The following is a 22,819-nucleotide window of genomic DNA, read 5'->3' as shown; positions in this document are numbered from 1 at the left end:
CTCGGATAACTTTCCAAAAAATCGCAAAAGGAAAGATTCGCGGGCCGAGCGGGAGAGGATAACCATCAAGCTGTTCGGTGTTACTCCACCGCCTCCATTACGACCTTGCGTCAGTGGGGCGATGACTAAACAGCTAGAAACGCAAACCCTTATCCCAATCATGCTTTCTTCGCTATCTTCAAGTACACATAGCGTCCGATCACAACAACGGCCGCGATATTAAACGCCCAAAACACGTAGTTGAGCCAATCCGCCTTTGGCTTAACCCCAGGTTGATTCATGAGCAGGTATTTTCGAATCTTTTCAGCTTCCTCGTCAGTGTAGGGGTGATGTAGAAATTTCTCATTCCCTGGGACTGGAATCCGGCCACTACCGCGTGCTGTCGCATCTGCGTATTCGCCTGCAAGAATAACCCCTGTGTGCTTGTCATAGTCGTAAATGCCAACATGATCGTCCGGTAATGGCTCTACACTATGAATCCACACTTCAGAAGGCCTATTGGAAAAAATAAATTTTGCGTGGGTAGGTATAACGACGGATCCAAAATTTTTAGCGGAAACAACGGTCCTTCGCTCAAGAATTTTGCGATAATCATTGGGAAGATTCGTTTTCACCAACTTTAGTGGCTGAATGCTCGGATAACGCGTCGTGTACAATTCGTGGTAATAGCCATCTTGTCCAGCCCAATTGATACGAATATGATAACAGGGGAGTCCCAAATACTCGGTCTCACCAAGAAATTCCATCGGGAGGTTGAAGTCAGCCCTCTTTCTCTTTCCCACGGCTTGAAAAGGCAGCAGAGAATCAAATCCTACGGCAACAGTCTGGAGCACAACAAAAGTCTCCATACTACCCCCTGAGAAATTCATATTGAAGTTGCTTAGAAGCGCGTCCGGCGGTTTCTGAGAGATCAAATGACGTGTGAAAAGTACCCGTGCCCCATCAATGAAAGCCTCTGCCTCCATAATGATCTTCTTCGCATCGATGTGTGGTTCACCGGGATTGTCTTCGTAGTAGCAAACCTCATATTTGGGAGGCGAACCTGGTTGTGTCTTTGCAATGTTAACGACGAATTCTCTATCCACGTGAGCGATGTTATCATCTGTCCCATACGTTCCTTTGACCCGCCCCCGAATGGAAAGCCCTTCGTATTGCCTCCATTGATCGAATACCTCGGATACAAAGTCGTCTCCTAAGACGGCACTAGGCCAAAGGCAAAAGAGAAAGAGACCCATCGTCCATCTTGAAAAGCCTGTTTGGTCCATGTCAGTTACATTTCTTGAGTGTGATCAGGCATAGTGTGCAATTGGCTATCCCAATTTCCATGAAGCCGTCTAGTTGTCCTACCACGGGAGTCGCCTCCTGCACCATGCGAGGCATAAACGCCACGGTTTCTAAATGGTCCGTCACCATGCCCCTCTAAGTAGATGCGACAAACGGAGTGATTTTGCGACATGGATTCTCGGGAAATTTATAGAAAGTCCAAAGAGGAGGCAAAACGTGGGCCGAACGGGAGAGGCTAACGACCAAGCTGTTCGGTGCTGCCCCCCGCCTCCATGCCGACCTTGCGTCGGTGGGGCGATGCCCCGTTGTTTAACCGCACGCCCATCGGGCTGCGTTGAGCGTTCTAACTCGGACGGGTACAGGATGCTCAGGTTACTGTATACTGGGAGTGTCTTTGTGGGCCGCCCCTGGAGGCCGCAGCGCAGGGCGATGCCCATGCGGTTAAACGATTCAGCGCAGGGCGATGCCCGTGCGGTTAAACTTGGAGTTAAGAATGGGCTTCACTCCACAGTGTTGTTCAAGGTATTACCGACGTCCGACACCCTAGCAACTTTCAATACAATGTCTGTTGATCGAACGATGGGGCCAAGTCTCCGTTTCTACTTTGTCTTGTTCATCGCTTCGTATCTCATCCATTTCGGGATGTCGCTGCTACTCCCGCCTGCCTATCCTCGGATTCATGATGAGTTTTCCTATCTGCTCGCGGGTGACACGTTCGCAAACGGGAGACTTGCGAATCCGCCTCATCCCATGGCAGAACATTTCGAAGCCATGCACGTCTTGCAACACCCGAAATATGCATCGAAATACCCTCCCGGCCAAGGCATCTTTCTAGCCGTCGGGATCTTGTTGGGGCATCCGATCATTGGCGTGTGGTTTAGCCTCGCTCTGGCCGGGACCGCGATGGCTTGGGCCATGGCTCCCTTTGCAAGACGCCCTTGGGCGGCTGCTTGTGGGATGTTATTCGCGTTCACTATGAACTGCACCTCCTACGTAGGGCAGATCGGCTACTGGGCTCAATGCTATTGGGGTGGTGCTGTGGCTTGCTTGGGTGGCGCCTTAGCAATCGGTGCGCTGATTCGGCTGAATCGGTCCTCCAATGAAACGTCTGCAATCATCCAGCACGAGATGATGCCACCTGGAAATCGATTCTATCGCGAGCTGACGACTAGGCCTACGCTGTGGTATTCGTTATTCATTCTTGGCCTCTGGCTACTTGCCATTTCCCGTCCACTCGAAGGGTTCTTGGTTGCCATTCCCCTCTCGCTCGGTGCTTTAATTGCATGGATGCGATTCACCAAGGGATGGGCTTTTTCGAGTTGGTGCAAGCCTTTACTGGTTCCTGTCTTGCTTGCCATCACCGGCATGAGTTGGATTGGCTACTACAACGCTCGTGTTACCGGCAATGCATTGCGAATGCCGTATTTCAGCTACGAAAACCGATACTCCATGACGCCGATGTTTTTGGCTCAAACATTGCGTGACGAGCCTGTTTATCACAATGAATCCATGCGCGCGTTCCACGCGGATTGGGAAGCTGGTATCTTTCGGGAACAGCAATCGTGGGACGGTTATGTTCAAACAAAGCTCACCTATCTCACTACGCTCTGGGAATTCTTTTTGGGCCGTGGGCTTTCCGTCTTAGCGATCCTAGGCATCATCATCGCGATGGCCAAAATGATTCCATCCCGCGACCGAACTGTTCGGGAATTGGCAATCGTTTCCCTAGCTGCGTTCGGATTAGTGATTATCATGCATAGCCAAACGGTTTGGATGCATCCTCATTATCTCGCTCCGCTCGTTCCGTTTTTGTGGTGCTGGATCGGAATCGCATTGGCAGCCTTGGCATCGCTTAAGTTATTTAAGTTCGAAATAGGACTTCTGTTTGCCATCACGACCATTGGATTTACTATCCTGGAACGATCCGAAGAATTCGATCATTCGAGAAAATTCTTTTCTACAGTTCGCGTGTGGCAGCACAAACGACGAGCCATCGAGCAAGACTTACAGGCAACCGCCGGCATGCACTTAGTTCTGGTGGAGTATGGACCGGATCACTCGCCACATGACGAATGGTGTTACAACTCTGCCGACATCGATCACTCTAAGATCGTGTGGGCAAGAGATCTGGGGCCGATCAAAAACAAAGAGCTTCTAGAGTATTTTTCCAACCGAGTGCTCCATGAACTCAAAATCGACGGCGGTTACCCGGAGCTTAAGAACCTTGGGGCAAACCATCGCTAGTCCCTGCAGCGATCCAATAAGTTTGTACCCCACCTAAGAGGGGATTGTTGCATGGAAGTTTCCTTGACCACATTCATGTGAGCGTTTTCTAATCGACTTAGGGATTTGATAGAGCACAAAGACTCCCGATCGCTTGCAATAAACGAGACAGTCCCATCCTGTCTTTTCTGTCGCTCCGTAAGGTTCGTAATACGATTTGGGCACATTGGGAATTCCGCGATGAAAAATCCTCAGCAAAATCACTTGACTCCAACTCTGCCACCAGTGTACCATGCATCTAGGTCACTAGTGCTGCGATAGCTGGTGGAGTTCAGTATGTTCTTTTCGAATGACTGCAACAACGATGCTATCCGAGCTTCCTTTTGACGGTGACTACGTATTCGCCAATCGAAATCATGCTGTAGGAATCTATGTCGAAGCCTGGGGAACGCCTCCCAACAAGATATTGAGAGATTCGAAACGTCATGCAATTGCGATAATATTCGCGTGATCGAACTGGAGGAGTTTATTCATGAATTCGCGGCCGAATGATGATGATACGAACCTCGTTCCTACGATCGAGCGCATTCGAGAGGGGGACTCAGATGCTTTTCAATGGATCTACGATCATTTTATCGCTTCCGTTCGTCGACGCTGTCGCAAGCGATTGTGCCGGGAAGATCAATGCCTGCAAATCGAAGACGATATAGCCAACGAAATCATGGCATCGCTTTGGCTTGCACTGCGTACTTCCAACAAACGCTGGTCCACTTTAAGCCAATTGAACTCAATCGTCCATCGAATGATCGTCGAGCGATGTATTGATCGGGCCAGGTATATCAAACGAAAGAAAAGATCGTTGAGCGAAGATCTCTCTGCACTCTTCGATGCTTTATACGCTTGTCGAATACCGTGGTACGATATGAGAGAGCTCGAAACCCTCAGCATGATTCGAGAGCTTATGGATTTGCTCGCTTGCCATGATTTGAAAGATTGGGTGTCATTGCGATGGCAGGGTTATTCCAATGCGGAGATTGCTCTGACATGGGGGACCAGCACCCGAACGGCAGAACGCAAGATGCAAGCTGTGGGGAATTGTTTTCGGACGAAGTGGCCGCAAGTAGGATAGTATGATGTCGACACCGATCCAATCTGAATCTGCGGTTGTCGCGCACACGGACAACGAACCGTTTCTCACCGTGGTAATGCCATGTTTGAATGAAGCGGAGACTATAGGTGGTTGCATTGCCGAATGCCAGGCGACCTTTCGATCGGCTGGCCTGGCGGGCGAAATTGTGGTCGGGGATAACGGTAGCACCGACGGTAGCCAACAAATCGCGACATCCAGTGGTGCCGTGGTTATTCACGTTCCCACTCGCGGATACGGAGCTGCGATCTGGGCTGCCATTCAAGCCGCTTCCACCAACTACATCGTTATGGGAGACTCAGACGGTAGTTACGATTTTTCCCAGATCCCCACCTTCATCGCAAAGCTCGATGCTGGATACGAACTGGTGGTCGGAGATCGGTTTGCTGGTGGCATTGCACCGGGAGCGATGCCATGGCTCCATAGATATCTAGGCAACCCCGTTCTCTCCCTGGTTGGTCGCCTGCTGTTCCGTTCGACGGTTCATGATTTTCACTGTGGCATCCGAGCCTTTCGACGCGATGCAATATTGAGCCTCAATTGTAAAAGTACTGGGATGGAGTTTGCCAGCGAGATGATCGCGAAATCCGCTCTTGCGGGATTAAAAGTGGGGCAAGTACCCGCGAGATTGCGAAAAGCAGGCAGGAGTCGACCGCCTCATTTGCGTCCCTGGCGCGATGGTTGGCGACATTTGCAATACATGTTGAGCGAGCGGATGAGTAGCTTGCCAGTCTTGCCCGAAAGGGGAGTATTCAGCACTCAGAGTCGATCAGAAACGAGGATAAGATGAAAACAAAACGCATAGGTTTTACACTTCTCGAACTTTTGGTCGTGATCGCGATCATTGGTCTGCTAGTGAATTTGTTGCTACCTGCGGTTCAAGCGGCACGGGAAGCGGCTCGGAGGCTGCAGTGCAAGAACAACTTGAAGCAGCTTGGCTTGGCGACCATGAATTTCGAGTCCTCTAGTCGACGCTTTCCATCAGGAGGGTGGGGATACCAATGGCCTGGCTTCGCTGACATCGGTGGCCGAAACGAACAGCCAGGGAGTTGGACTTTTACGATACTTCCTTATATGGAGCAATCTGCATTGTACGAATTGGGGCGGTACTACAGCACTCCAGAGAGTCGTGATGCAGAACTCAGGTTAAGATTGCAAACCCCGGTGTCAACCTTTAACTGTCCAAGCCGTCGTGGTGCAGAGCTCTTCGCCATGGATCCGACCTGCGCGGATTGCAGGAACCAACGTGGACTGGCCGGCCCTATCGATTCCGTTGCACGAGGGGACTATGCCATCAATGCGGGAGATGGGGCGGTCGACCCGTCTTTGCCGACCCCTGCGTTTTGGCCCTCTGGATTTGCTGGTCCTGCTACGTTGGCAGAAGCCGACCATCTTACGAACACCAACACATGGCCCAGGGCTCCAGCCGATTGGAGCGGGATATCGTGGCTCAGGAGGCATGTAACTCTTGCCGCCATCACGGACGGAGCAAGCAACACGATCCTCTATGGAGAAAAGTACATCTCGAAAGACAACTATCTCAATGGGCGTGACTATGGAGACAACGAGATTCTCTTTGGCGGCTTCAACAACGACAATCACCGAAGCACGAATCCCGCATGGCCGTACCTATCTGACCGAACTAACTTGATTTCCGTGGGTAGTTTTGGCTCCGCTCATCCGAGCGGAGGAAATTTCGTATTGTGCGATGGAAGTGTAACGACTCTATCGTACACCATCGATCCGCAAGTATTGCGTTTCTTGGGGAACCGATCCGACGGTCGAGTCATCGATGTTCCTTGAGTCGACTAGCGAGGTGCTGCTGCACTCATTCCATGCTGAGAGCCCAGCATGGCTACTGCGTATGCGGGGCCGATACGGGAGAGTTCGGGGGCAAAGCAACTCGACCAATCGACTCTGGGAACTTCCCAACCCAGCAACCGCATGGCATCCTCCACCAAGAACGCTCCATGCCCGCAAACAAGTACTCGCTCTGGCAAACAACCGCTCGGACTTATGGTTCCCGATGGTGGCTTTGCTTTCGTTGCTCTGGATCTTTTAGAGGTAGAACCGGCGTTGGCCCAAGCGGCGAGGGACGCTTGTTCGAGCCCTCTGGCGATCAAGGCGGTTTGGTCGGCTCGTATTTGATTGGCGATTGCATCTATGTCGACATCGGCCAGAGTGGAACCATCCTCACCGACAACTCTCGCTAATCGAAATCTCGCGTGGGCACGCGTAGCGGGTGCACCGTCCGCAGTTTGGTTGTCTGAGGGATTATCTGCAATGTCCCCCAACCATAAATGGACATCTAAAGCGGTCGCGAATAACTCGTTCATCAACGGACAGGGCGAACCGAATAAGGGGACCGTCCTGGAGATCGCAGCGACATTGGATCGTTCAACTCCGGTGTAAACCAATGCTCCACATTGCATACGCTGCGAATCGGTTGTGGCTTCAACCGCGATTCGCCCATCGGAAATCGGGATGATATCGGTTGTGGTGGAGCCTATATCGACGAGCAAGCTTCTGCCTTCGGCGAATCGGCTTGCTAAAAAATTGGCTAAGGCAACCCAATTGGATGCCGCTACGGTCCATGGCGATCGAGCTGCAGCTCCTACGGTTAGCCAGGTTCCTTGCACGGAATAAACACGGACTAATTGAGCCGGAAGTATCGTGGTCACTTGATCGAGAATCGAGGCGACTCCCACAGCTCTCGTTGGAAAGCAATCGGCTAACTCGCCCGTCATGGTCACCGCAATACCAGAGAATGGAGGTGCGCGTTCCAAGAGTTCGGCCAGAGCTGCGGCGAGCAAATTTGGTTGCTTCCACATCGGAAATACGCAGTGGTTGGACCAGCCGTTGGTGTGAGCTGCTTTGATGTTGGCTCCACCGATATCGAGTCCGATCCAAGGCGATAGGTCTCGGGCCTCGGGTTCTTTTATTTGTTCGCGATCACTCACCTTACAGCGATTCCAGTTCTAGTTTTTTTAGTTGCAGGCGTGCGATTTGGAGGGCTAACCCCGTTGTGGGATCGATATCCACTATAGTTCCACTTAGGCGAACATCCTCGGTGGCGACGTGAAAAGAGTTGGGATCAAAGGACAGTGTGGTGTTGAGAACAGGATCGATGGAGCGACCTATGATGCTCTCGTGAGGGCCGGTCATTCCCACATCGCATTGAAACGCAGTTCCTTTGGGTAGGATGCATTCATCCGCAGTCGGAACATGGGTGTGAGTCCCAAGCAACGCACTGACGCGTCCATCCAGATAGCGTCCCATCGTCTGTTTATCGCTGGTCGCCTCGGCGTGTAGGTCGCAGATTCGGATTTTGCAAGTATCCGGAATCTGAGCTAGGACACGATCGACCGCCGCAAAGGGGCAATCCACCGGACGCATAAAGACTCGTCCCAACAAGCTGATCACCGCGATATCCACGCCGCAGCGGGCCCGCACGATGCAATGATCTCGACCGGGGGCTGTTGCGGGGAAGTTGGCTGGCTTTACGATGTTTGATTGCTCCTTGAGGGCGGTTGCAATCTCTTTCTTTTTATATATGTGATCGCCGAGCGTAATCGCATCGACACCGGCTTCTACTAATCGTTTGAACTGGGCCATAGTCAAGCCCGCCCCATCGGCCGCATTCTCCGCGTTGGCAATAATAACATCCACTCCGGCACGCGCTCGGAGTTTCGGAAAAGCGTGGCAAGCGATTTCCATTCCCGGTTTCCCGACAATGTCTCCTACCATAATGATACGAACTGTCCCTTCGGGCTGGTCAGGTTTGTCGGGCCAACGCTTGCTCACGGATGCTTCCATACAAGGATGATCGATCTATCATGTTAGAGAGGAGAAATAGTTGTTACATTAAGGGGCGACGGAAAGGGGCGACCGAGGCTCATCCCGACTTAAGCAAACGTAGTTTACCTTTTTTTTACCGCCAGACGAGCCGACCGATTGAGTAACCAGACTGAACCTAATCGTTTTTCGGATTGCCTGGCCGGTCGACGTATTTTATTGGTGATTCATGCCCTCGAAGGGGGAGGTTCGGAGCGCCAAATGGCTTGCTTGGCCAATCATTTGGCTCGCAATTCCACAATTCCCGAACTGGCTCTTGTTACGATTTCTTCAAAGGAACGCGATGCCTATCCGTTGGACGCGCGAGTTGAGCGGTTCTCTCTGTTTGACAACGAGCATCCACTCCCAGAAACTGCCAACATCCTGACGAAGCTGATTTTCCATGTTCAATGTGTGCGAAGACTCAAGAAGATCGCAGCCCGATTTCAACCTGATGTCGTTGTTAGTTTTTGCGATCGGACGAACGCGTTGGTCTTGCTCGCTCTCGGAAAGCAGTACCCCGTCTTGATCTCGGAAAGAAGTGACCCTCGGTTTCAAACTTTGCCAAAGTTCTGGGAGAGAATTCGCCGTAGGGTCTATTGCCGGGCGAAAGTCGTAGTGTCTCAGTCCGCAGATGTTAGCGATTACCTGCGAAAGGAATACTTTCCAAAGAGTACGCCAGCCACGTTTCTCACGATCCCATCGGCAATTGAGTCTCCTAGCTTGGAGGCATTGGACCAAGGAAACACTCACCAAAGCGCAGCAGTTTCCACTGAGCCGAACCGATTGCTATTCGTTGGTCGCTTGGCCCCTGAAAAGCAGATAGACAGGATCCTGCACGCATGGAAAGCCGCACAAGCTCAATTGCCTCATTGGGTTTTGCGGATCGTTGGGAAAGGGCCTTTGGAAACAGAGTTGAAACGGTTGGCAGAGGAATTGGAGATTGGGGATCGAGTTCAGTGGTGTGGCTGGACCTCAGATGTTTGGAGTGAATATTGCCAAGCGCGAGCGTTCGTGATGGCCAGTCGATACGAGGGTTTTCCTCAAGCACTAGTTGAGGCTATGACGGCTGGTTTGCCGTGTTTTGTGACCAACTTTAGTCCCGCCGTCGGGGAATGCATAAAGCATCTCGAGTCAGGGTTTATGATGCAAGACATTTCCGAGCTGTCTCTGTTTTTGAAGCAGCTCGACGGCGATGCGCAGTTGGAGCAACGTATTACTAGCGGAGCTCGCAAGGTCGCGAATCGATATCAATGGTCGACCGTTGCCTCGGAATGGGAGGTGGCTATTTCCACCGCAGCGTCAGCTCGCTGAGAGGCATCGCTCGCGTAGCAGAAGTGCTCTTGTGCTTTGGCACTTCGCGCTGATTGCCACCCACTTCACCCTCCCAGTGAAGCGACTGGGAGGGTCGGCAATCGAGCCCTAAGCGAGATTGCCGGGGAGGGTAGGGCTCGATGACCGCAGCGTCCAACCCCTCCCCAGCCACGCTTTCGCGGGCTGACCCTCCCCAAACGGCGTTTGGGGAGGGTGAAGGGGGTGGTGATCGGCGAGAAGTGGCGGTTCTTTTTAGATCTAATCAACTAGTTGCACCGAGTATAGTTGCACCTGGCATGTTTCTAGCAACCCTAGTTGGTACTATTGGTACCTGGTACAGCATCGAACGAGATCTGCGTCTGCCGAAAGACGATCCCGCTAATCTCATCTATGGTTTTCCATCGATTGATCGCTTGCTCGATCTCGCGATCCTGCCTCTCGAGTTGTCGTCGTTGCTCTGTAAGGTCGATTGGGCCACGCAACCTGGCATCGCGAGCAGCCTGATTTTGTAGAAGCATCCTGCCTACAAAACTCTTCGCCGAGACTAATTGCGATAGGACTCGCCTCGCGTCATCTGGGCCGATCAATCTCGCGGGTGCAGCTCGTGTCTCGCGGTACCCGACTTGCCAGAGCAACTCCCATCGTCGCCCAGGCTTCACGGTCATTTCCACAATGAGTTCGGGCTCTTCGTCCTCCAATCCGAGCACCCAGGATGCCTTTCCTGGCCCTACCATACTCGTGACGTCGTCTGGGGCGAACACAAACGATTTCGGGAAGGGTTCGTCAACATCCAGCTGCACCGACCAGCCTGCTTCTTTCGGCGGGACGTTAAAGCCAAAGTTGACTCGCTCTCGTTTGGATGCAGCAGTTAATCGGTCCTTGCGGCGGAACTCCGTCGGTGCGATTCCATCGTCAACGATGTTCTCATCGGTTTTGTCTCCCTCCCCTGCGGTCGCCGTTTCACCCTCCAGTTCATCCGACATCGCTAGTCCTAGTTCGGAGGCCTGAGCCATGGGTGTACTATCTGCCTCACTAGGGGCTGCCTCACCAGGTTTTGGCTGAAGCGATCGAGCGATGATGTTCGAGGTGTCTAGTTCATCGAGCTTGACCACACTCTCCAGCTTGCCTTCCAAGGCTGCAAAAGAGTCCAAGCCCGAGGTAAGGGAATCAAGCGAAGCAAAAGAATCCGATGACGACAATTCCGCGAGCTCTAAGTCGCTCGAGACTTCGAGAGTTTCCATGGAGTCCTCATCCGATTCTGCCGCTGCCGACTCGGCCCCTTTTTCCGGTTCGAGTGGTTCTTCTGCTACGGGCTTCGACGACACTTGCGGATTGTTTTTCCCAGACGGCCAGCTTGCCCAAGCGATAACCGAGGCCAGTACGATTGAGCCCGCTATCGCTCCCGTGACCAAAAGCCGACGCTGGCTGACGGGCTCCCGCTTTGAGCTGACGCGATCCCGCTTTGATTGAGGTTTAATGGATTGGGATTTACTGGTCGTCTCGGCTGCCGCCGGTTTTATCGTTTGCGGCCTGGTCGTTCCTTTGCGTGTATCAAGTACCGGTTTGATGACCGGATTATGCATGGACCCTTGCTCTCGGTCTTGCTTCGCTGGGGTAGAGGGACTGGCTTTGGGAGTGGGCTGCTCCATTTTTTTGTTTGTTTGTTGCCACGGCCAGGTGACGTTGGTCCAGCTCGCGAACCTCTCTGCGATTATCTTTGCATCCACGCCTGGTCCGAGTTTTCCAGGAGATTTGCTTGAGGATTTTAGGACTGCGGGTTCCCATTCGGGGATCACCGCCAGCAGACCGTCCGGCTGGCAAAGGACACGGCAGATGTTCGGAGGATTCGCACCGAATTTGGCGAGCTGTTTGCGCCAGTCTCGTTGAATAGATTCTGGTGGTGTACCCCCTCGTTTGAGGAGGGCGACGAGCGGCTGGCTTGCTGGGTGCCTAGCTGCGAGAGCAACGGTCGTTTCACCGCACTGAATGTCGAACAAGCTAAGCCCGGAGGTCGCGGTGAGAGTGCTTTCAGTCGTTTTCGGGATCGCTTTCCAGTCTTTTGTTGGATGCGACTTACAGAAAGTAAAACTTTGATAGGGTATTAATACCAGCCATTCTCCAGCGGTGATAGCAAAGCGATCGCCGCATATAAATCGCCCGAATCCATCGGATTTTGAAACATCTGGCGCGATAATCGCCGCTTTGAGTTGCTGCAAAGGTAGGTCCGATTTAGTCATTGATGATCGTTTATGGAGGGTTGGCGGAGTCTCGTTGCAATTGACGTTTTTACAGGGGGGGCGTAGACTTTTGGCCGAAAATTACTGGGAATTGCCCACTATTCGATTTTTGTATCATTACGGGAGTGTTGTATCCGGCCATGGCTAACAAGTTGATCTATTTCTTTGGCAAATCCAAGACCGACGGAAATGGAGGGATGAAAGCCCTTCTCGGTGGCAAGGGAGCTAACCTTGCTCAGATGACCAAGATCGGTCTACCGGTCCCTCCCGGTTTTACCATTACAACGGAAGTTTGCGTCCATTACTACAAAAATGGCAAAAAAGCTCCAGCCGAATTGGTTGGGGATATGGTCAAAGCCGTTAAATGGATGGAAAAGGAAACCGGCAAGAAGTTCGGGGATCCTAAGAACCCTCTTCTCGTCTCTGTTCGCTCCGGTGCTCGCGATTCGATGCCCGGTATGATGGATACCATCCTCAACCTCGGATTGAACGACGAGACTTGTGCTGGTCTAGCCGCAGCGACCGACAACCCACGCTTTGCTTGGGATTCTTATCGCCGATTCCTTCAAATGTACGGCGACGTCGTCATGGGTGTCCAAAAGCGACACGAAAACGAGCACGAGCCTTTTGAAGAGGTCATGGACCACCTCAAGAAGGAAGTCAAAGTTGAGGAAGACACAGACCTCACCTCCGACCACCTCAAGGAATTGGTTAGCCGCTTCAAGAAACTAATCAAAGAGCGAACTGGCAAGGCGTTCCCCAACGATCCGATGAAGCAGCTCGAAGGAGCCGTTTTCGCAGTGTTTGGATCTTGGATGAACGAGCGAGCGATCCTCTACCGCCAAAAGTACCGCATTCCAGACGAATGGGGCACCGCTGTTAACGTTCAGAGCATGGTGTTCGGCAACATGGGTGACGACTGTGCCACAGGTGTCGCGTTCACCCGTGACCCTGCCAACGGCGATAACGTTTTCTACGGCGAGTACCTGGTCAATGCCCAAGGTGAAGACGTCGTGGCCGGCGTTCGCACCCCGCTGAAGATCTCTGAAATGGCTAAGGACAAGATCATCGGTCCAGCCTACAAGGAGCTTATCGAAGTCCGAAAGACTCTCGAGAAGAACTTTGGCGATGTCCAAGACTTTGAATTCACCATCGAGAAGAAGAAGCTGTACATGCTTCAGACTCGAAACGGCAAACGAACCGCTTTGGCCTACGTGAAGATCGCTCACGACATGGTCAAGGAAAAGTTGATGACCCCCGAGCATGCGATCAAGTCGGGTGACCCAGAAGCTCTCAACCAATTGCTACAGCCGATCTTCGATACCAAGGCTTACGAGAAGGCCAAGTCGGATGGCCGCATGATGGCCGTTGGCTTGCCAGCAGGTCCTGGCGCTGCATCCGGTGTTGTGGTCTTCACAGCGAACAAAGCCGAAGAGCTTGCAGCCAAGGGGCACAACGTTGTTCTCGCTCGGATCGAAACTAGCCCAGAAGATTTGCGAGGCATGATCGCTTCCGACGGTATTTTGACCGCTCGGGGTGGCGTTTCCAGCCACGCGGCTCTCGTAGCTCGCCAAATGGGCAAGGTGTGCGTGGCCGGTGCCGGTGATATCGAAATCGATTACCACAAAGGCACCCTCAAGTGCAAAGGTGTTACCCTCAAGGAAGGTGACGCGATCAGCATCAACGGAACGACCGGTGAAGTGTTCCATGGCAAGATCGACACCGCTGACAGCGAGCTCAAGCAAGTCCTCATTGGCAAGACGCTCAAGCCTGCACAGAGCAAGGTGTTCCAGTACTACGACTTCATCATGAAGCTGGCTGACAAGTACCGAACACTCGGCTTGCGAACCAATGCGGACCAACCCGACCAAGTCGAAAACGCGATCGCTTTCGGTGCAGCCGGTATTGGATTGTGCCGAACCGAGCACATGTTCTTCGAGGGTGATCGTATCATCGCTGTTCGCCAAATGATCTTGGCAAAGAGCGAAGAGGATCGCAAGAAGGCTTTGGCGACGTTGTTGCCTTATCAGCAAAAAGACTTCGAAGGCATTTTCAAAGCTCTCGACGGTCTGCCAGCTTGCATTCGTTTGCTCGATCCGCCATTGCACGAGTTCTTGCCACAGCACGACAACAAGAAGGGTCAAGCTGAGGTTGCCAAGCAGTTGGGAATCAGCCCTGCCGAAGTCGATCGACTGGTTGCAGAACTGCACGAGTTCAATCCGATGTTGGGCTTCCGGGGTTGCCGACTTGGTATCTTGCGTCCTGAAATCACCGAGATGCAAGCTCGCGCGATTTTCCAAGCAGCGGCGGCTGTTCTGAAGTCCGGCACCAAGGTGAAGCCAGAAGTCATGGTTCCACTCGTCGGCTTTAAGCGAGAGCTCGATCTCCAAGTCGAGATCGTTCACCGCGTGGCTGCTGAGGTCATGAAGGCAACTGGCAAGAAGTTTGCTTACACGGTTGGCACGATGATCGAGATTCCTCGAGGTGCGTTGACCGCTGATGAGATTGCTGAGTCAGCAGATTTCTTCTCGTTCGGTACCAACGACTTGACCCAAACCTGCTTGGGCATGAGCCGGGACGATTCCGGATCCTTCTTGCCAGCTTACCAAGGGCTCGAGATTATCAAGGCGAATCCGTTTGCTTCGATCGATCAAACCGGTGTTGGTCAGCTCATGCAAATCGGTGTCGAGAAGGGCCGTGCGACCAAGCCTGGCTTGAAGATGGGCATTTGCGGCGAGCATGGCGGCGATCCATCGTCTGTTGAGTTCTGCCACAAGATTGGTTTGGATTATGTAAGCTGCAGTCCGTTCCGAGTGCCGATCGCTCGACTGGCAGCAGCACAGGCTGCCTTGAGGAACCCACCAGCCGCTCCAGCGGCCAAGGTATCGAAGGATGCCAAGGCCAAGTCAGCGACTCGGGCTAAGACCAAGGTAAAGTAAGGTAGTTTCTACCTTGCGTCATCTAAATCCACTGACACCGGTGTCAGTGGATGGTAAGGCAAAAGTAGCATCGGAAACCACGTGGCTCTTTAAAAGAGCGGCAGAAATAAATCTACCGTAGTGGGATTCGCCAGAATTCCCTTCAGAAGCGGGAACTCTGGCGAGTTCCACTACAACTGGCATGAAGTCATTGGAAGGACTACCAGTTCAAGTCCAATCGGTATAGGAGTTGATTGTATTCGTAGCGAGGTGTCGCGATGGGGTTGCCTGAAAACATTTTGGTATAGGTTCCCTCAAAGTAAATTACCCGATCGTCGTGAGATGCAAAGATAGGGTGCTGCCGAGGGTTGTAGAACGTTTGTTTAGGATGAGTCGCAATCTTTACGGCGTTTCTCCACGGTCCATCAATGAGGTCGGATTCCGCGTACCAAACCTCTCCGAGGTGGGATGGTTCGTTTTTTCTATTGTACTCGTTGCCGATCAAGATCCATTGCTTGCGAAAACGGTTCCACTGGATCGAACTGCGGTGAATGAAGATGGTGTCGTCGCCAGTTTTGAATAGGTAGCGAGCATCTGCTGGAGGCATTTCCTTACTTCGTATTAAATCTTGCTCTTCGTTCTGAGAGGTGGGGGCTCGCGAGGACTGCCAGCGGTAGGATTGTGAATCCTTATCCCAAGCTAGCGATTCATATCGTTCTGGATCCAGAATGTGATCAAGGTTTGCTCGAACTCGTGTATTAGCAAAGGACTCCACGAAGTAGATGTAGTCTCCAGTTGACTGGCTACTCATTACCGCTTGCCCTCTCGGGTGCTGCCAAATGGTCGTTGGTTCAAATGTTTTTATCTTTTCGAAAACCTCTTTGTCGTTATCCCAAATGGCGATCCCGTGCTCGACCATGTTTCCCAAGGATAGATGCCTGGAGTAGTGGGCAATCAGAACTTCTTCTTCTCGCGAGGGATCGGTTATGGCAAATACACCAAACAACCAGATCGCTCCCGGCTGATCGTCGGGCAAAATTCTTTTGGGCCGGTCAGTATCTGGGTCCGTAAAGTAGGTGAGATTGATCCCTTGTTGCACCCTATCCCATTCGTTACTGTCGGTGGCAGGAGCAGGAATAGGGCTCGTTGCGGCCGTAACGTGAAAGTTACCCAGCGGGTAATGAGCCAGATTCGTATCTCCCCAAATCCAGAATAATTGGCCTCGATAGGGAAGCATTTGCACGGAGTCGGAGCCCATAACTCCCGCATTCCACGAGCTTCGATCCTGCGGTGAAGAGCCCCCCAGTAGTTCGCTATCGCGGAAGAGTCCATTGCCTGTGATGCGATACATCCGTTCTGCTTTGTTGATCCGTTTGAGAGCAATCTTCTCGCGTTTCCCTGGCGTGGTTCTGAGCCTGACACCTTCAAAACCGAACCCATCTTTCGGGTACTCATAGCCTGGTGACTCGATGGAAAAGTAAATGTCTTTTCCCATCATGCCAGGTTCCAAAAAAGCGACCCAGCCCTGGTTGTCGGTCCAGTATTCGACGTTATCAGTTGTCGTCAGTTTCGCCAAAGGGATACCTCTTCCCGAGGATTCGTCGATGATTTGTATTCCGAACCGATCGGTTGCAATCGCCGGAAGCGTCCAGGAAAGACAGCAAAGAACTCCGCAGTAGAGTTGGCGAAGCAAGTTCGCATATTCAAAATTGAGAATTGTCCGCAAACCCATGATACGCGATAATTGAGAGAGAGTTGGATGGCGATGGATTCGACTGTGATCCTATTGTGCTTATCCCATTTGAGAAAGCGAGATTGGTTTTGTCACTCCATTCGATTTTTGGCCGGGCAGTTCATTGGCACGCTAAGAGTTATCGCGATTGGATTTTGGTGAGTTCTTTAAGAGCGACTGGGAAGGCTCTCGTGTCTTTAGTTGTTGTAGTTGGTTTGATGTTGCTGCATCAAGTCGGCATGGCTCAGCAAAATACTCCTGTTCTCTCTGTCCAAGCGATCTCGGGCAATCCATACGGATTCGCACGGCTCACCGTTCCGGTTGGGCAGGTGTCGGAGACAGCATCGATTCGAGTGGTTGTGAGCAACGACGAAGATCGCATTTTCTTCCCCGCAATTGATATCATCGAAGCGCCGCCTCAAGATCGAATCGCGTTGGAGGAAGCCCGCGATCGCTTCAATCGCCCCAGAATTGGTGCGTTGGTACAACGTATTCGCACGGCTGTGGCCAATGCAAGGGACCAAATCAATCCGACGGAATTGGTTCGCGTTCAGTTTTTATTCAAGAGTGACACACCTTTTGATGTTTACCTGGATGGAGACGTTCAGCTTAAAGTGAACGTTGAACCGACGAGACCGCTTGCGGGCAATCAAGTCGACCAGCAGTATTTGGAACTTCGAGACTCATGGTGGGATGGTTACATAGCCCAAGCCCAAAGGCAGGTGGAGCGAAGTGATTATCCGGCCATCATCGAGAGTTATCTGATTTACATGCTTGGCAATCGATTTGGACTGCCAGCCCCAACAATTACTAAGACGCCAAAAAAGGATGACGCGGAGCAGACCGACCCCATGCAAACGCTAGAGTTGGTGGCTGGTGTCGAGACACTGCGAGCCGACCTGCATCGAGAGACACTGCAGCAACCATTTTCGCGAGAAGAGCCCCGATTTCCGATTCCGGAAGCACCGAACTGGCAGACCTTAGCCCCCCCGGACACTCCAGCGGATTTGCCTATCGAATCGATTGCGACTCACGTACCGGCGGAGTGTTTCTACATCCGTTTCGGTAGCTTTGCCAATTTCATGTGGTTCAAACAATTTGGCGAATCGCGAGGGGGGGACTTGGTTCAATTAGCGGTGCTTCGAGGGATCAACTACCAGACCAATGACCGAATGGAGCGAATGCTCAATACCAAGACGACGATGGTGGGGCGTTTGTTCGGTGACTCAATCATTTCCGACATGGCGATTATAGGAACCGATCTTTACCTTCAGGAGGGGCCAGCCCTTGGTGTTTTGTTCGAAGCTAAGAATTTGGCACTGCTCAAGTCGTCCATGGATAACGATCGCAGGGGAGCGTTGCGACAATATGCGGATATTGGCATCAAGCTGGAGACGATCGATATAGCAGGGGGGAAAGCGTCGTTGCTAAGCACGCCTGACAACCGGGTTCGTTCCTTCATGGTGGAGCACGACAAGTACTTGCTGATTACAACCAGCCAACGAATTGCGGAGCGGTTCTTGGAGGTCTCCAAGCAGGGTGGTTCGCTGGCAGATTCGCCAGCCTTTCGTTTTGCTCGACTGACTATGCCTGTCAGCAACGATTACAGCCTGTTTGCTTATTTGTCATCTGAATTTTTTCGCAATTTGGTCTCACCTCAATATCAGATCGAATTGCGGCGAAGATTAAAGGCGATTGCATCTCTTGAGATTGCGGAGATGGCTTCGCGAGTAGCACTCGAGGAACGGGAATACTTGGGGAGTAACATTCAAGATTCGATCGACGAACTCATTGCATCGGGTTATTTGCCACCATCGTTTCAAAATCGTTTTGACGGCTCTCAGACGCTACGGTTTCAGGGAGCTTGGTACGACTCAATCCGAGGAGCACGCGGTTCGTTTCTTCCCATTCCAGACGTGAACTTGGCCGATTGTTCCTCGGCGGAGCATGATGCCTACAGGAATCAGGCGAGCTTTTATGCTTCGAAGTGGCAGCAGACCGACCCGTTGATGGTTGGGGTAAGAAGATATGTAGATGAGCAGCAGCCAGAAGTGGAGCAATTGCTTCTTGAGGGGTATATCGCTCCATTGGGACGTGAAAAGTATGGTTGGTTATCGTCCTTTTTAGGCGAACCGGTCCAAACGGAAATCGTTCTTCCGGCGGATGACATGGTGCAATTGCAGGTTCACTTGTCGGGTGGAAATATCCTTTCACCTTCGCCGCAGGATCACGTCCTGTTCATGGGCATAAAGGACCTACTGCCCCCGGTCCCTGGAGAGACCAAGGGATTACTAGCAACACTGCGGGTTCTGAAATCGATTCCGGGGTACGTCGGAACGTGGCCAAGTCCTGGATATTTGGATAGGTTGCCGTTTGGGCTGGGTGGCGGCGCTCCGAACGTTTATGGATTCTCAAAATCGTTGCTCGGATTATGGCGATGGCAGTCGGCGGGGTTTAGTGTTGTCTCTTTTGATCGATCCATTCTTGAGGATTGCATCCGATTTTTGCAGCCAGCGCCTACGCCAAACTTTGCTCAGGGGAGGCTTCGGGTCGGGGACTTGAAGAGCAGTCAAGTGGCCTCGTTTTTCAATGTCCTTTCCTATCGACGGGCCGCGCAGGCTACCCGGGGTAATTTGTTATTGCTGGATTCCATGCAGCAACAGTTGCATATCGAACCAGTTGATGCACTTAATGGAGCAGAAAGTCTACTTGATGCGAAACTCCAATGTTCGCTCGGTGGTCGATACAATCTTGAACCAAAGGGGCGGCTTTGGGATAGTACTGCCTGGGCGGCATCGGTAAATCCCCCACCGGGATTGATTGGATTTGATCCTGAAATAGCCTTACCAAACCCGGACTATCGCGCTCCGTGGCTCACTTGGTTTCGTGGCTGTGAACTGAACTTGATGCAGTTACCCGAGCGATTGGTCTTGGTTGGAAGAATTTCCATGGAGCGGATAACGGTTCGTGTTAGCAATGAGGACAAAGAACAGTCGTCCAAAGAACTGCCCAAAATGAAGGTCGATCTTTTTCAGGTGCCATTTCAATTTTTCCAGGGCGATAAACCTAAAAAGGGCGAGGAAAGTGATCCCAAGCGGGAAAAAAATCAGCGACGAGACTTTTGACAAGCGTGCGAGAGGCGCGTCAGGACGTTACACTGTACGTCCATGACCCAAGATCGTTCGGCGGACAATTTGATTCAGGAAACCTACGAGGAGATGAAGAGGTTAGCTGCAAGCTATCTTCAAACCGAATCGGCTACCGTTTCCTTGTCACCTACAGTCCTAGTGCATGAAGCCTATGTGAAGCTTGCAAAGCAACACTCAGACCGATATCAAAGCCGAGGGCATTTCCTTGCCATAGCAGCAACAATCATGCGCCGAATCCTCGTGGACCATGCCCGAGCGCGACGAAGTATCAAGCGGGGCGGGGAATTTGTGCGTATTGCATTTGACGACGATCTGCAATTGTCGTCGTCCGACGACAGTGATGTTATTGCCTTGGACGACCTGTTACAGGTTCTTCAGAACCTGGACGCTCGACAGGCGAAGATTGTAGAGATGAGGTTTTTTGGTGGTATGACAGTTGCGGAAGTTGCCGAAGTCCTAGGGTTATCAACGCGGACGATCGAGAACGAATGGCGAATGTGTAGGGCTTGGTTGCGCAAACAACTCGACGGAGTCGATGGTGAATGCTGAGCAATACGCCAAGGCTAAAGAGCTTTTCTTTGAGTTAATGGTTCAGCCTCCCCTCGTGCAAGCAACTCGACTTACCGAGGTAGAGGTCACCGAACCGGACATCGCACAAGAGGTGCGGTTACTTTTGGAGAAGAATAGTAGTCGAACGATCATGGAATCGACTCAGCGTTTTGGCGGAGAAAGCATCACCTCTAAGAGTAGAGTTTCAAGTCAACTCAACCGGTTAAGATACTGGTTAGTTGGTGGATTCACACCACTTTCGATTGCCTTGATATCGTTAGTTATCATATGCACGCTCGGCTTGTATCTGCGATATGAGATTAATCGCGGAGCCCGCGGTAAGTATCTCGATGGACTCAAAAGCGCCGCTTCTGAAAAGCGAAATCAGATTTTAACCTGGGTGGAATACAATCAGCTGCGGTTTTCCGATTGGGGCAAGCAGTCGACAGTCCAGAAGTGCATTGCAGAGTTGGACCAAATGTGTCGCACCAACTCGCCAGATACGCTGAACGATGATCTACGCAATGCTCCACAACAACGCCTCATAGCTACGACCCTAACACGGCTTGCAAGCCGAAACAGTCGCATCGGAAGAAGAGATAATTCATCCGTACACAAGGCTTCCCAGTCAGCGAATCTGAGATATGCAGTTTGGAATGCTAACTTCCAATTGCTCGCCGATTGGCAGTTTGAATCAGATATGCCCATAGGATTTGGACAGGCCGCATCTATGACTGGCAAGTCCATTCTGAGTCGAGTTTTTGAAGATGGGGCTCCCCAGGTTCTGTTGCCCAAACCGAGCAACGAAACCATGAGCAAAAACTACCCCCTCGAAGCTGATAAACCCTTTGTAATGTTCTTCGTACCAATATTTGGTGCATCCAGGGAGTCGCTTATAGACCAGAGCGAAGAAGAGGCGGATACAGTTATCGCGGCCATGATGATTCGCAGTTCTGGATTCCTCGATGAGTTGCAGGCGATTCTAGATGTTGCATTGGTTCCCGATGCCCAGTGTTACATGATTGACACCAACGGGCACTTTACTTCAGAAGTTGCCGATCAAGAATTCTTGCTATCATTACCGGAGATGCAGGATCAAAAGTCCCGATCAGGCAAAGTTTTTTTTCCGTGCCTGGATCCGGGCGCAGATCTACTCCAGCCCAAGCGTGCAAAGCTCGAAAGTCCGGAAAACTGGCCGCCAACTCTGGCCGCGCGGGGCTTGATGCTTCAAAAGGACGGAGAGAATATACAAGGTTACCGAGATTATCGAGGCATTCAGGTTATAGGTGCATGGCGATGGATCGATGCTTTGGAACGGGGTGTCATAGTGGAGGTTCGCTACGCTGATGCCTTTCGCGGGATCGAATTCGTGAACTCAGTGTTCTTCGTATTGCTCGCACTTCCTATGACTTGCATGGCACTACTACTAAGCATTTCGCTCGTCCGCCACTTGAGAAATATCGACTTCTCCAATAGGTCCTTGGGACCTTATAGGCTTTCCGAAAAACTGGGTGAGGGAGGACTCGGCGTTGTCTATCTCGGCGTGCATAAAGCGCTTCATCGACCTGCTGCAATCAAGCTCATCAAGCCAAATGTTGTGAATCAAGCCACCATTAAACGATTTGAGAGAGAAGTTCGTCTTGCAGCTAGTTTTGATAACCCGCATGTGGTGCATATCTATGATTTTGGTATTTCAAAGGATGGGCATGTTTTCTGTGTCATGCAACTTGTAGAGGGGATTACGCTAGCCCAACTCATGGAGTTCGAAGGTAGCATCCCGATTGCTCGGACTCTTTCTTTTCTCAAGCAAGTGGCACAGACACTGGCGGAGGCGCACCAATTTGGGCTTGTACATCGCGACATAAAGCCTCAAAACGTCATGATCAATTCGACGAGTCCAAAAGATTATGTGAAAGTTGTAGACTTTGGATTGGCCAAGCATATTGCAGATCCTATCCGTCGGGATATGTCAGCAACGAGGATCGTTATCGGAACACCGGGCTTCATAGCACCAGAACGTATCGAAAGCCCTTGGATTACAGACCCAAGGATCGATACATTCTCATTCGGAGTCCTCGGATTGTTCCTGCTGACAGGGAAGGTGCCCGGTGTTAGCGCGACTCCTCAGTCGATTCGAGAAGCCACTCTTAGCAAGTCTCCCGACTTAGGTATGGATATGGATACTGTAGATGAACTTATCTCGTTGCTCTTTGCATGCTCAAGTCCTGATCCAGAGAAACGACCTGCAACAATGCTGGCGGTGAGCGCCACCATTGCACTGCTATCCAAAAGCAAGCCTTGGCCTCAGCGTGATGCGGATCATTGGTGGGCAACCAAAGATACCGAAGTCAGCGAGTGGATTAAAAAGTATCGATCGAAATTAGAATCGAGATCTCCCGACTAATCGTTAAAGGATGAAAATCCATACCGGA

15 protein-coding genes are annotated in these 22,819 nt (G+C 51.7%); 10 read left to right on the top strand and 5 right to left on the bottom strand.

Annotation, left to right across the window (positions count from 1 at the left end; genetic code table 11):
- Window positions 1-158: 158 nt before the first annotated feature.
- Complete coding sequence (locus SH449x_RS17065) at window positions 159-1,265, bottom strand: hypothetical protein (protein WP_482377285.1); 1,107 nt, start codon at window positions 1,263-1,265, stop codon at window positions 159-161.
- A 580-nt stretch (window positions 1,266-1,845) separates the two neighbouring features.
- On the opposite strand from SH449x_RS17065, the gene SH449x_RS17060 reads away from it, so the two are divergent.
- From SH449x_RS17060 to SH449x_RS17040, 5 genes are all read left to right on the top strand, one after another.
- Entirely contained in the window at window positions 1,846-3,528 is a 1,683-nt protein-coding gene (locus tag SH449x_RS17060; RefSeq protein ID WP_482377284.1) for a hypothetical protein, read from the top strand.
- A 328-nt stretch (window positions 3,529-3,856) separates the two neighbouring features.
- A complete protein-coding gene (locus SH449x_RS17055; RefSeq protein WP_482377283.1) occupies window positions 3,857-4,018 on the top strand; it encodes a hypothetical protein in 162 nt (53 codons plus the stop codon).
- A 21-nt stretch (window positions 4,019-4,039) separates the two neighbouring features.
- Window positions 4,040-4,636 carry an RNA polymerase sigma factor gene (locus SH449x_RS17050; protein WP_482377282.1) on the top strand — a complete coding sequence of 199 codons (597 nt, stop codon included), beginning with the start codon at window positions 4,040-4,042 and terminating at the stop codon, window positions 4,634-4,636.
- Between the two features lies 1 nt (window position 4,637).
- Window positions 4,638-5,444: a glycosyltransferase family 2 protein gene (locus SH449x_RS17045; protein WP_482377281.1), complete on the top strand. Its 807-nt coding sequence runs from the start codon at window positions 4,638-4,640 to the stop codon at window positions 5,442-5,444.
- Window positions 5,441-6,457: a DUF1559 family PulG-like putative transporter gene (locus SH449x_RS17040; RefSeq protein ID WP_482377280.1), complete on the top strand. Its 1,017-nt coding sequence runs from the start codon at window positions 5,441-5,443 to the stop codon at window positions 6,455-6,457. The genes SH449x_RS17045 and SH449x_RS17040 overlap by 4 nt, the downstream gene beginning before the upstream one ends.
- A 5-nt stretch (window positions 6,458-6,462) precedes the next feature.
- Here the strand turns inward: SH449x_RS17040 and SH449x_RS17035 are convergent, their stop codons facing one another.
- A complete protein-coding gene (locus SH449x_RS17035; RefSeq protein ID WP_482377279.1) occupies window positions 6,463-7,614 on the bottom strand; it encodes a hydantoinase/oxoprolinase family protein in 1,152 nt (383 codons plus the stop codon).
- 1 nt (window position 7,615) lies between these two features.
- Window positions 7,616-8,458, bottom strand: a complete 843-nt coding sequence (locus SH449x_RS17030; RefSeq protein WP_482377278.1) for a TIGR00282 family metallophosphoesterase — start codon at window positions 8,456-8,458, stop codon at window positions 7,616-7,618.
- 150 nt (window positions 8,459-8,608) lie between these two features.
- Between SH449x_RS17030 and SH449x_RS17025 the strand changes: the two genes are divergently transcribed.
- A complete protein-coding gene (locus tag SH449x_RS17025; protein WP_482377277.1) occupies window positions 8,609-9,802 on the top strand; it encodes a glycosyltransferase in 1,194 nt (397 codons plus the stop codon).
- A 311-nt stretch (window positions 9,803-10,113) separates the two neighbouring features.
- Here the strand turns inward: SH449x_RS17025 and SH449x_RS17020 are convergent, their stop codons facing one another.
- Window positions 10,114-12,039, bottom strand: coding sequence for a prolipoprotein diacylglyceryl transferase (locus SH449x_RS17020; protein ID WP_482377276.1), 1,926 nt, complete (start codon window positions 12,037-12,039; stop codon window positions 10,114-10,116).
- Between the two features lie 140 nt (window positions 12,040-12,179).
- Here SH449x_RS17020 and ppdK point away from each other — a divergent pair, with 140 nt between their 5' ends.
- Complete coding sequence (ppdK, locus tag SH449x_RS17015) at window positions 12,180-14,978, top strand: pyruvate, phosphate dikinase (RefSeq protein WP_482377275.1); 2,799 nt, start codon at window positions 12,180-12,182, stop codon at window positions 14,976-14,978.
- A gap of 199 nt (window positions 14,979-15,177) precedes the next feature.
- On the opposite strand, the gene SH449x_RS17010 is transcribed toward ppdK, so the two are convergent.
- Window positions 15,178-16,689: a hypothetical protein gene (locus SH449x_RS17010; protein WP_482377274.1), complete on the bottom strand. Its 1,512-nt coding sequence runs from the start codon at window positions 16,687-16,689 to the stop codon at window positions 15,178-15,180.
- Window positions 16,690-16,880: 191 nt separating this feature from the next.
- Here SH449x_RS17010 and SH449x_RS17005 point away from each other — a divergent pair, with 191 nt between their 5' ends.
- The 3 genes from SH449x_RS17005 to SH449x_RS16995 are packed head-to-tail and all read left to right on the top strand — an operon-like array spanning window position 16,881 to window position 22,791.
- Entirely contained in the window at window positions 16,881-19,814 is a 2,934-nt protein-coding gene (locus SH449x_RS17005) for a hypothetical protein (RefSeq protein ID WP_482377273.1), read from the top strand.
- 42 nt (window positions 19,815-19,856) lie between these two features.
- Window positions 19,857-20,387, top strand: coding sequence for an ECF-type sigma factor (locus tag SH449x_RS17000; RefSeq protein WP_482377272.1), 531 nt, complete (start codon window positions 19,857-19,859; stop codon window positions 20,385-20,387).
- Window positions 20,374-22,791 (top strand): serine/threonine-protein kinase, encoded by a 2,418-nt coding sequence (locus tag SH449x_RS16995; protein ID WP_482377271.1) that lies wholly within the window; start codon window positions 20,374-20,376, stop codon window positions 22,789-22,791. The genes SH449x_RS17000 and SH449x_RS16995 overlap by 14 nt, the downstream gene beginning before the upstream one ends.
- Window positions 22,792-22,819: the final 28 nt, after the last annotated feature.

Source organism: Brakhagea baltica (assembly GCF_052161605.1).
In the GTDB taxonomy this organism is placed as follows: Bacteria; Planctomycetota; Planctomycetia; order Pirellulales; family Pirellulaceae; genus JBKCUI01.
Note: the sequence above shows the minus strand (reverse complement) of the source record. Positions and strands in the feature narration are given on the sequence as shown.

Coding starts and splice junctions, on each gene's coding strand:
- SH449x_RS17010 (WP_482377274.1), bottom strand. CDS start 16,689: ATGGGTTTGCGGACAATTCTCAATTTTGAATATGCGAACTTGCTTCGC.
- SH449x_RS17065 (WP_482377285.1), bottom strand. CDS start 1,265: ATGGACCAAACAGGCTTTTCAAGATGGACGATGGGTCTCTTTCTCTTT.
- SH449x_RS17045 (WP_482377281.1), top strand. CDS start 4,638: ATGATGTCGACACCGATCCAATCTGAATCTGCGGTTGTCGCGCACACG.
- SH449x_RS16995 (WP_482377271.1), top strand. CDS start 20,374: ATGGTGAATGCTGAGCAATACGCCAAGGCTAAAGAGCTTTTCTTTGAG.
- SH449x_RS17060 (WP_482377284.1), top strand. CDS start 1,846: ATGTCTGTTGATCGAACGATGGGGCCAAGTCTCCGTTTCTACTTTGTC.
- SH449x_RS17020 (WP_482377276.1), bottom strand. CDS start 12,039: ATGACTAAATCGGACCTACCTTTGCAGCAACTCAAAGCGGCGATTATC.
- SH449x_RS17055 (WP_482377283.1), top strand. CDS start 3,857: ATGACTGCAACAACGATGCTATCCGAGCTTCCTTTTGACGGTGACTAC.
- ppdK (WP_482377275.1), top strand. CDS start 12,180: ATGGCTAACAAGTTGATCTATTTCTTTGGCAAATCCAAGACCGACGGA.
- SH449x_RS17050 (WP_482377282.1), top strand. CDS start 4,040: ATGAATTCGCGGCCGAATGATGATGATACGAACCTCGTTCCTACGATC.
- SH449x_RS17040 (WP_482377280.1), top strand. CDS start 5,441: ATGAAAACAAAACGCATAGGTTTTACACTTCTCGAACTTTTGGTCGTG.
- SH449x_RS17000 (WP_482377272.1), top strand. CDS start 19,857: ATGACCCAAGATCGTTCGGCGGACAATTTGATTCAGGAAACCTACGAG.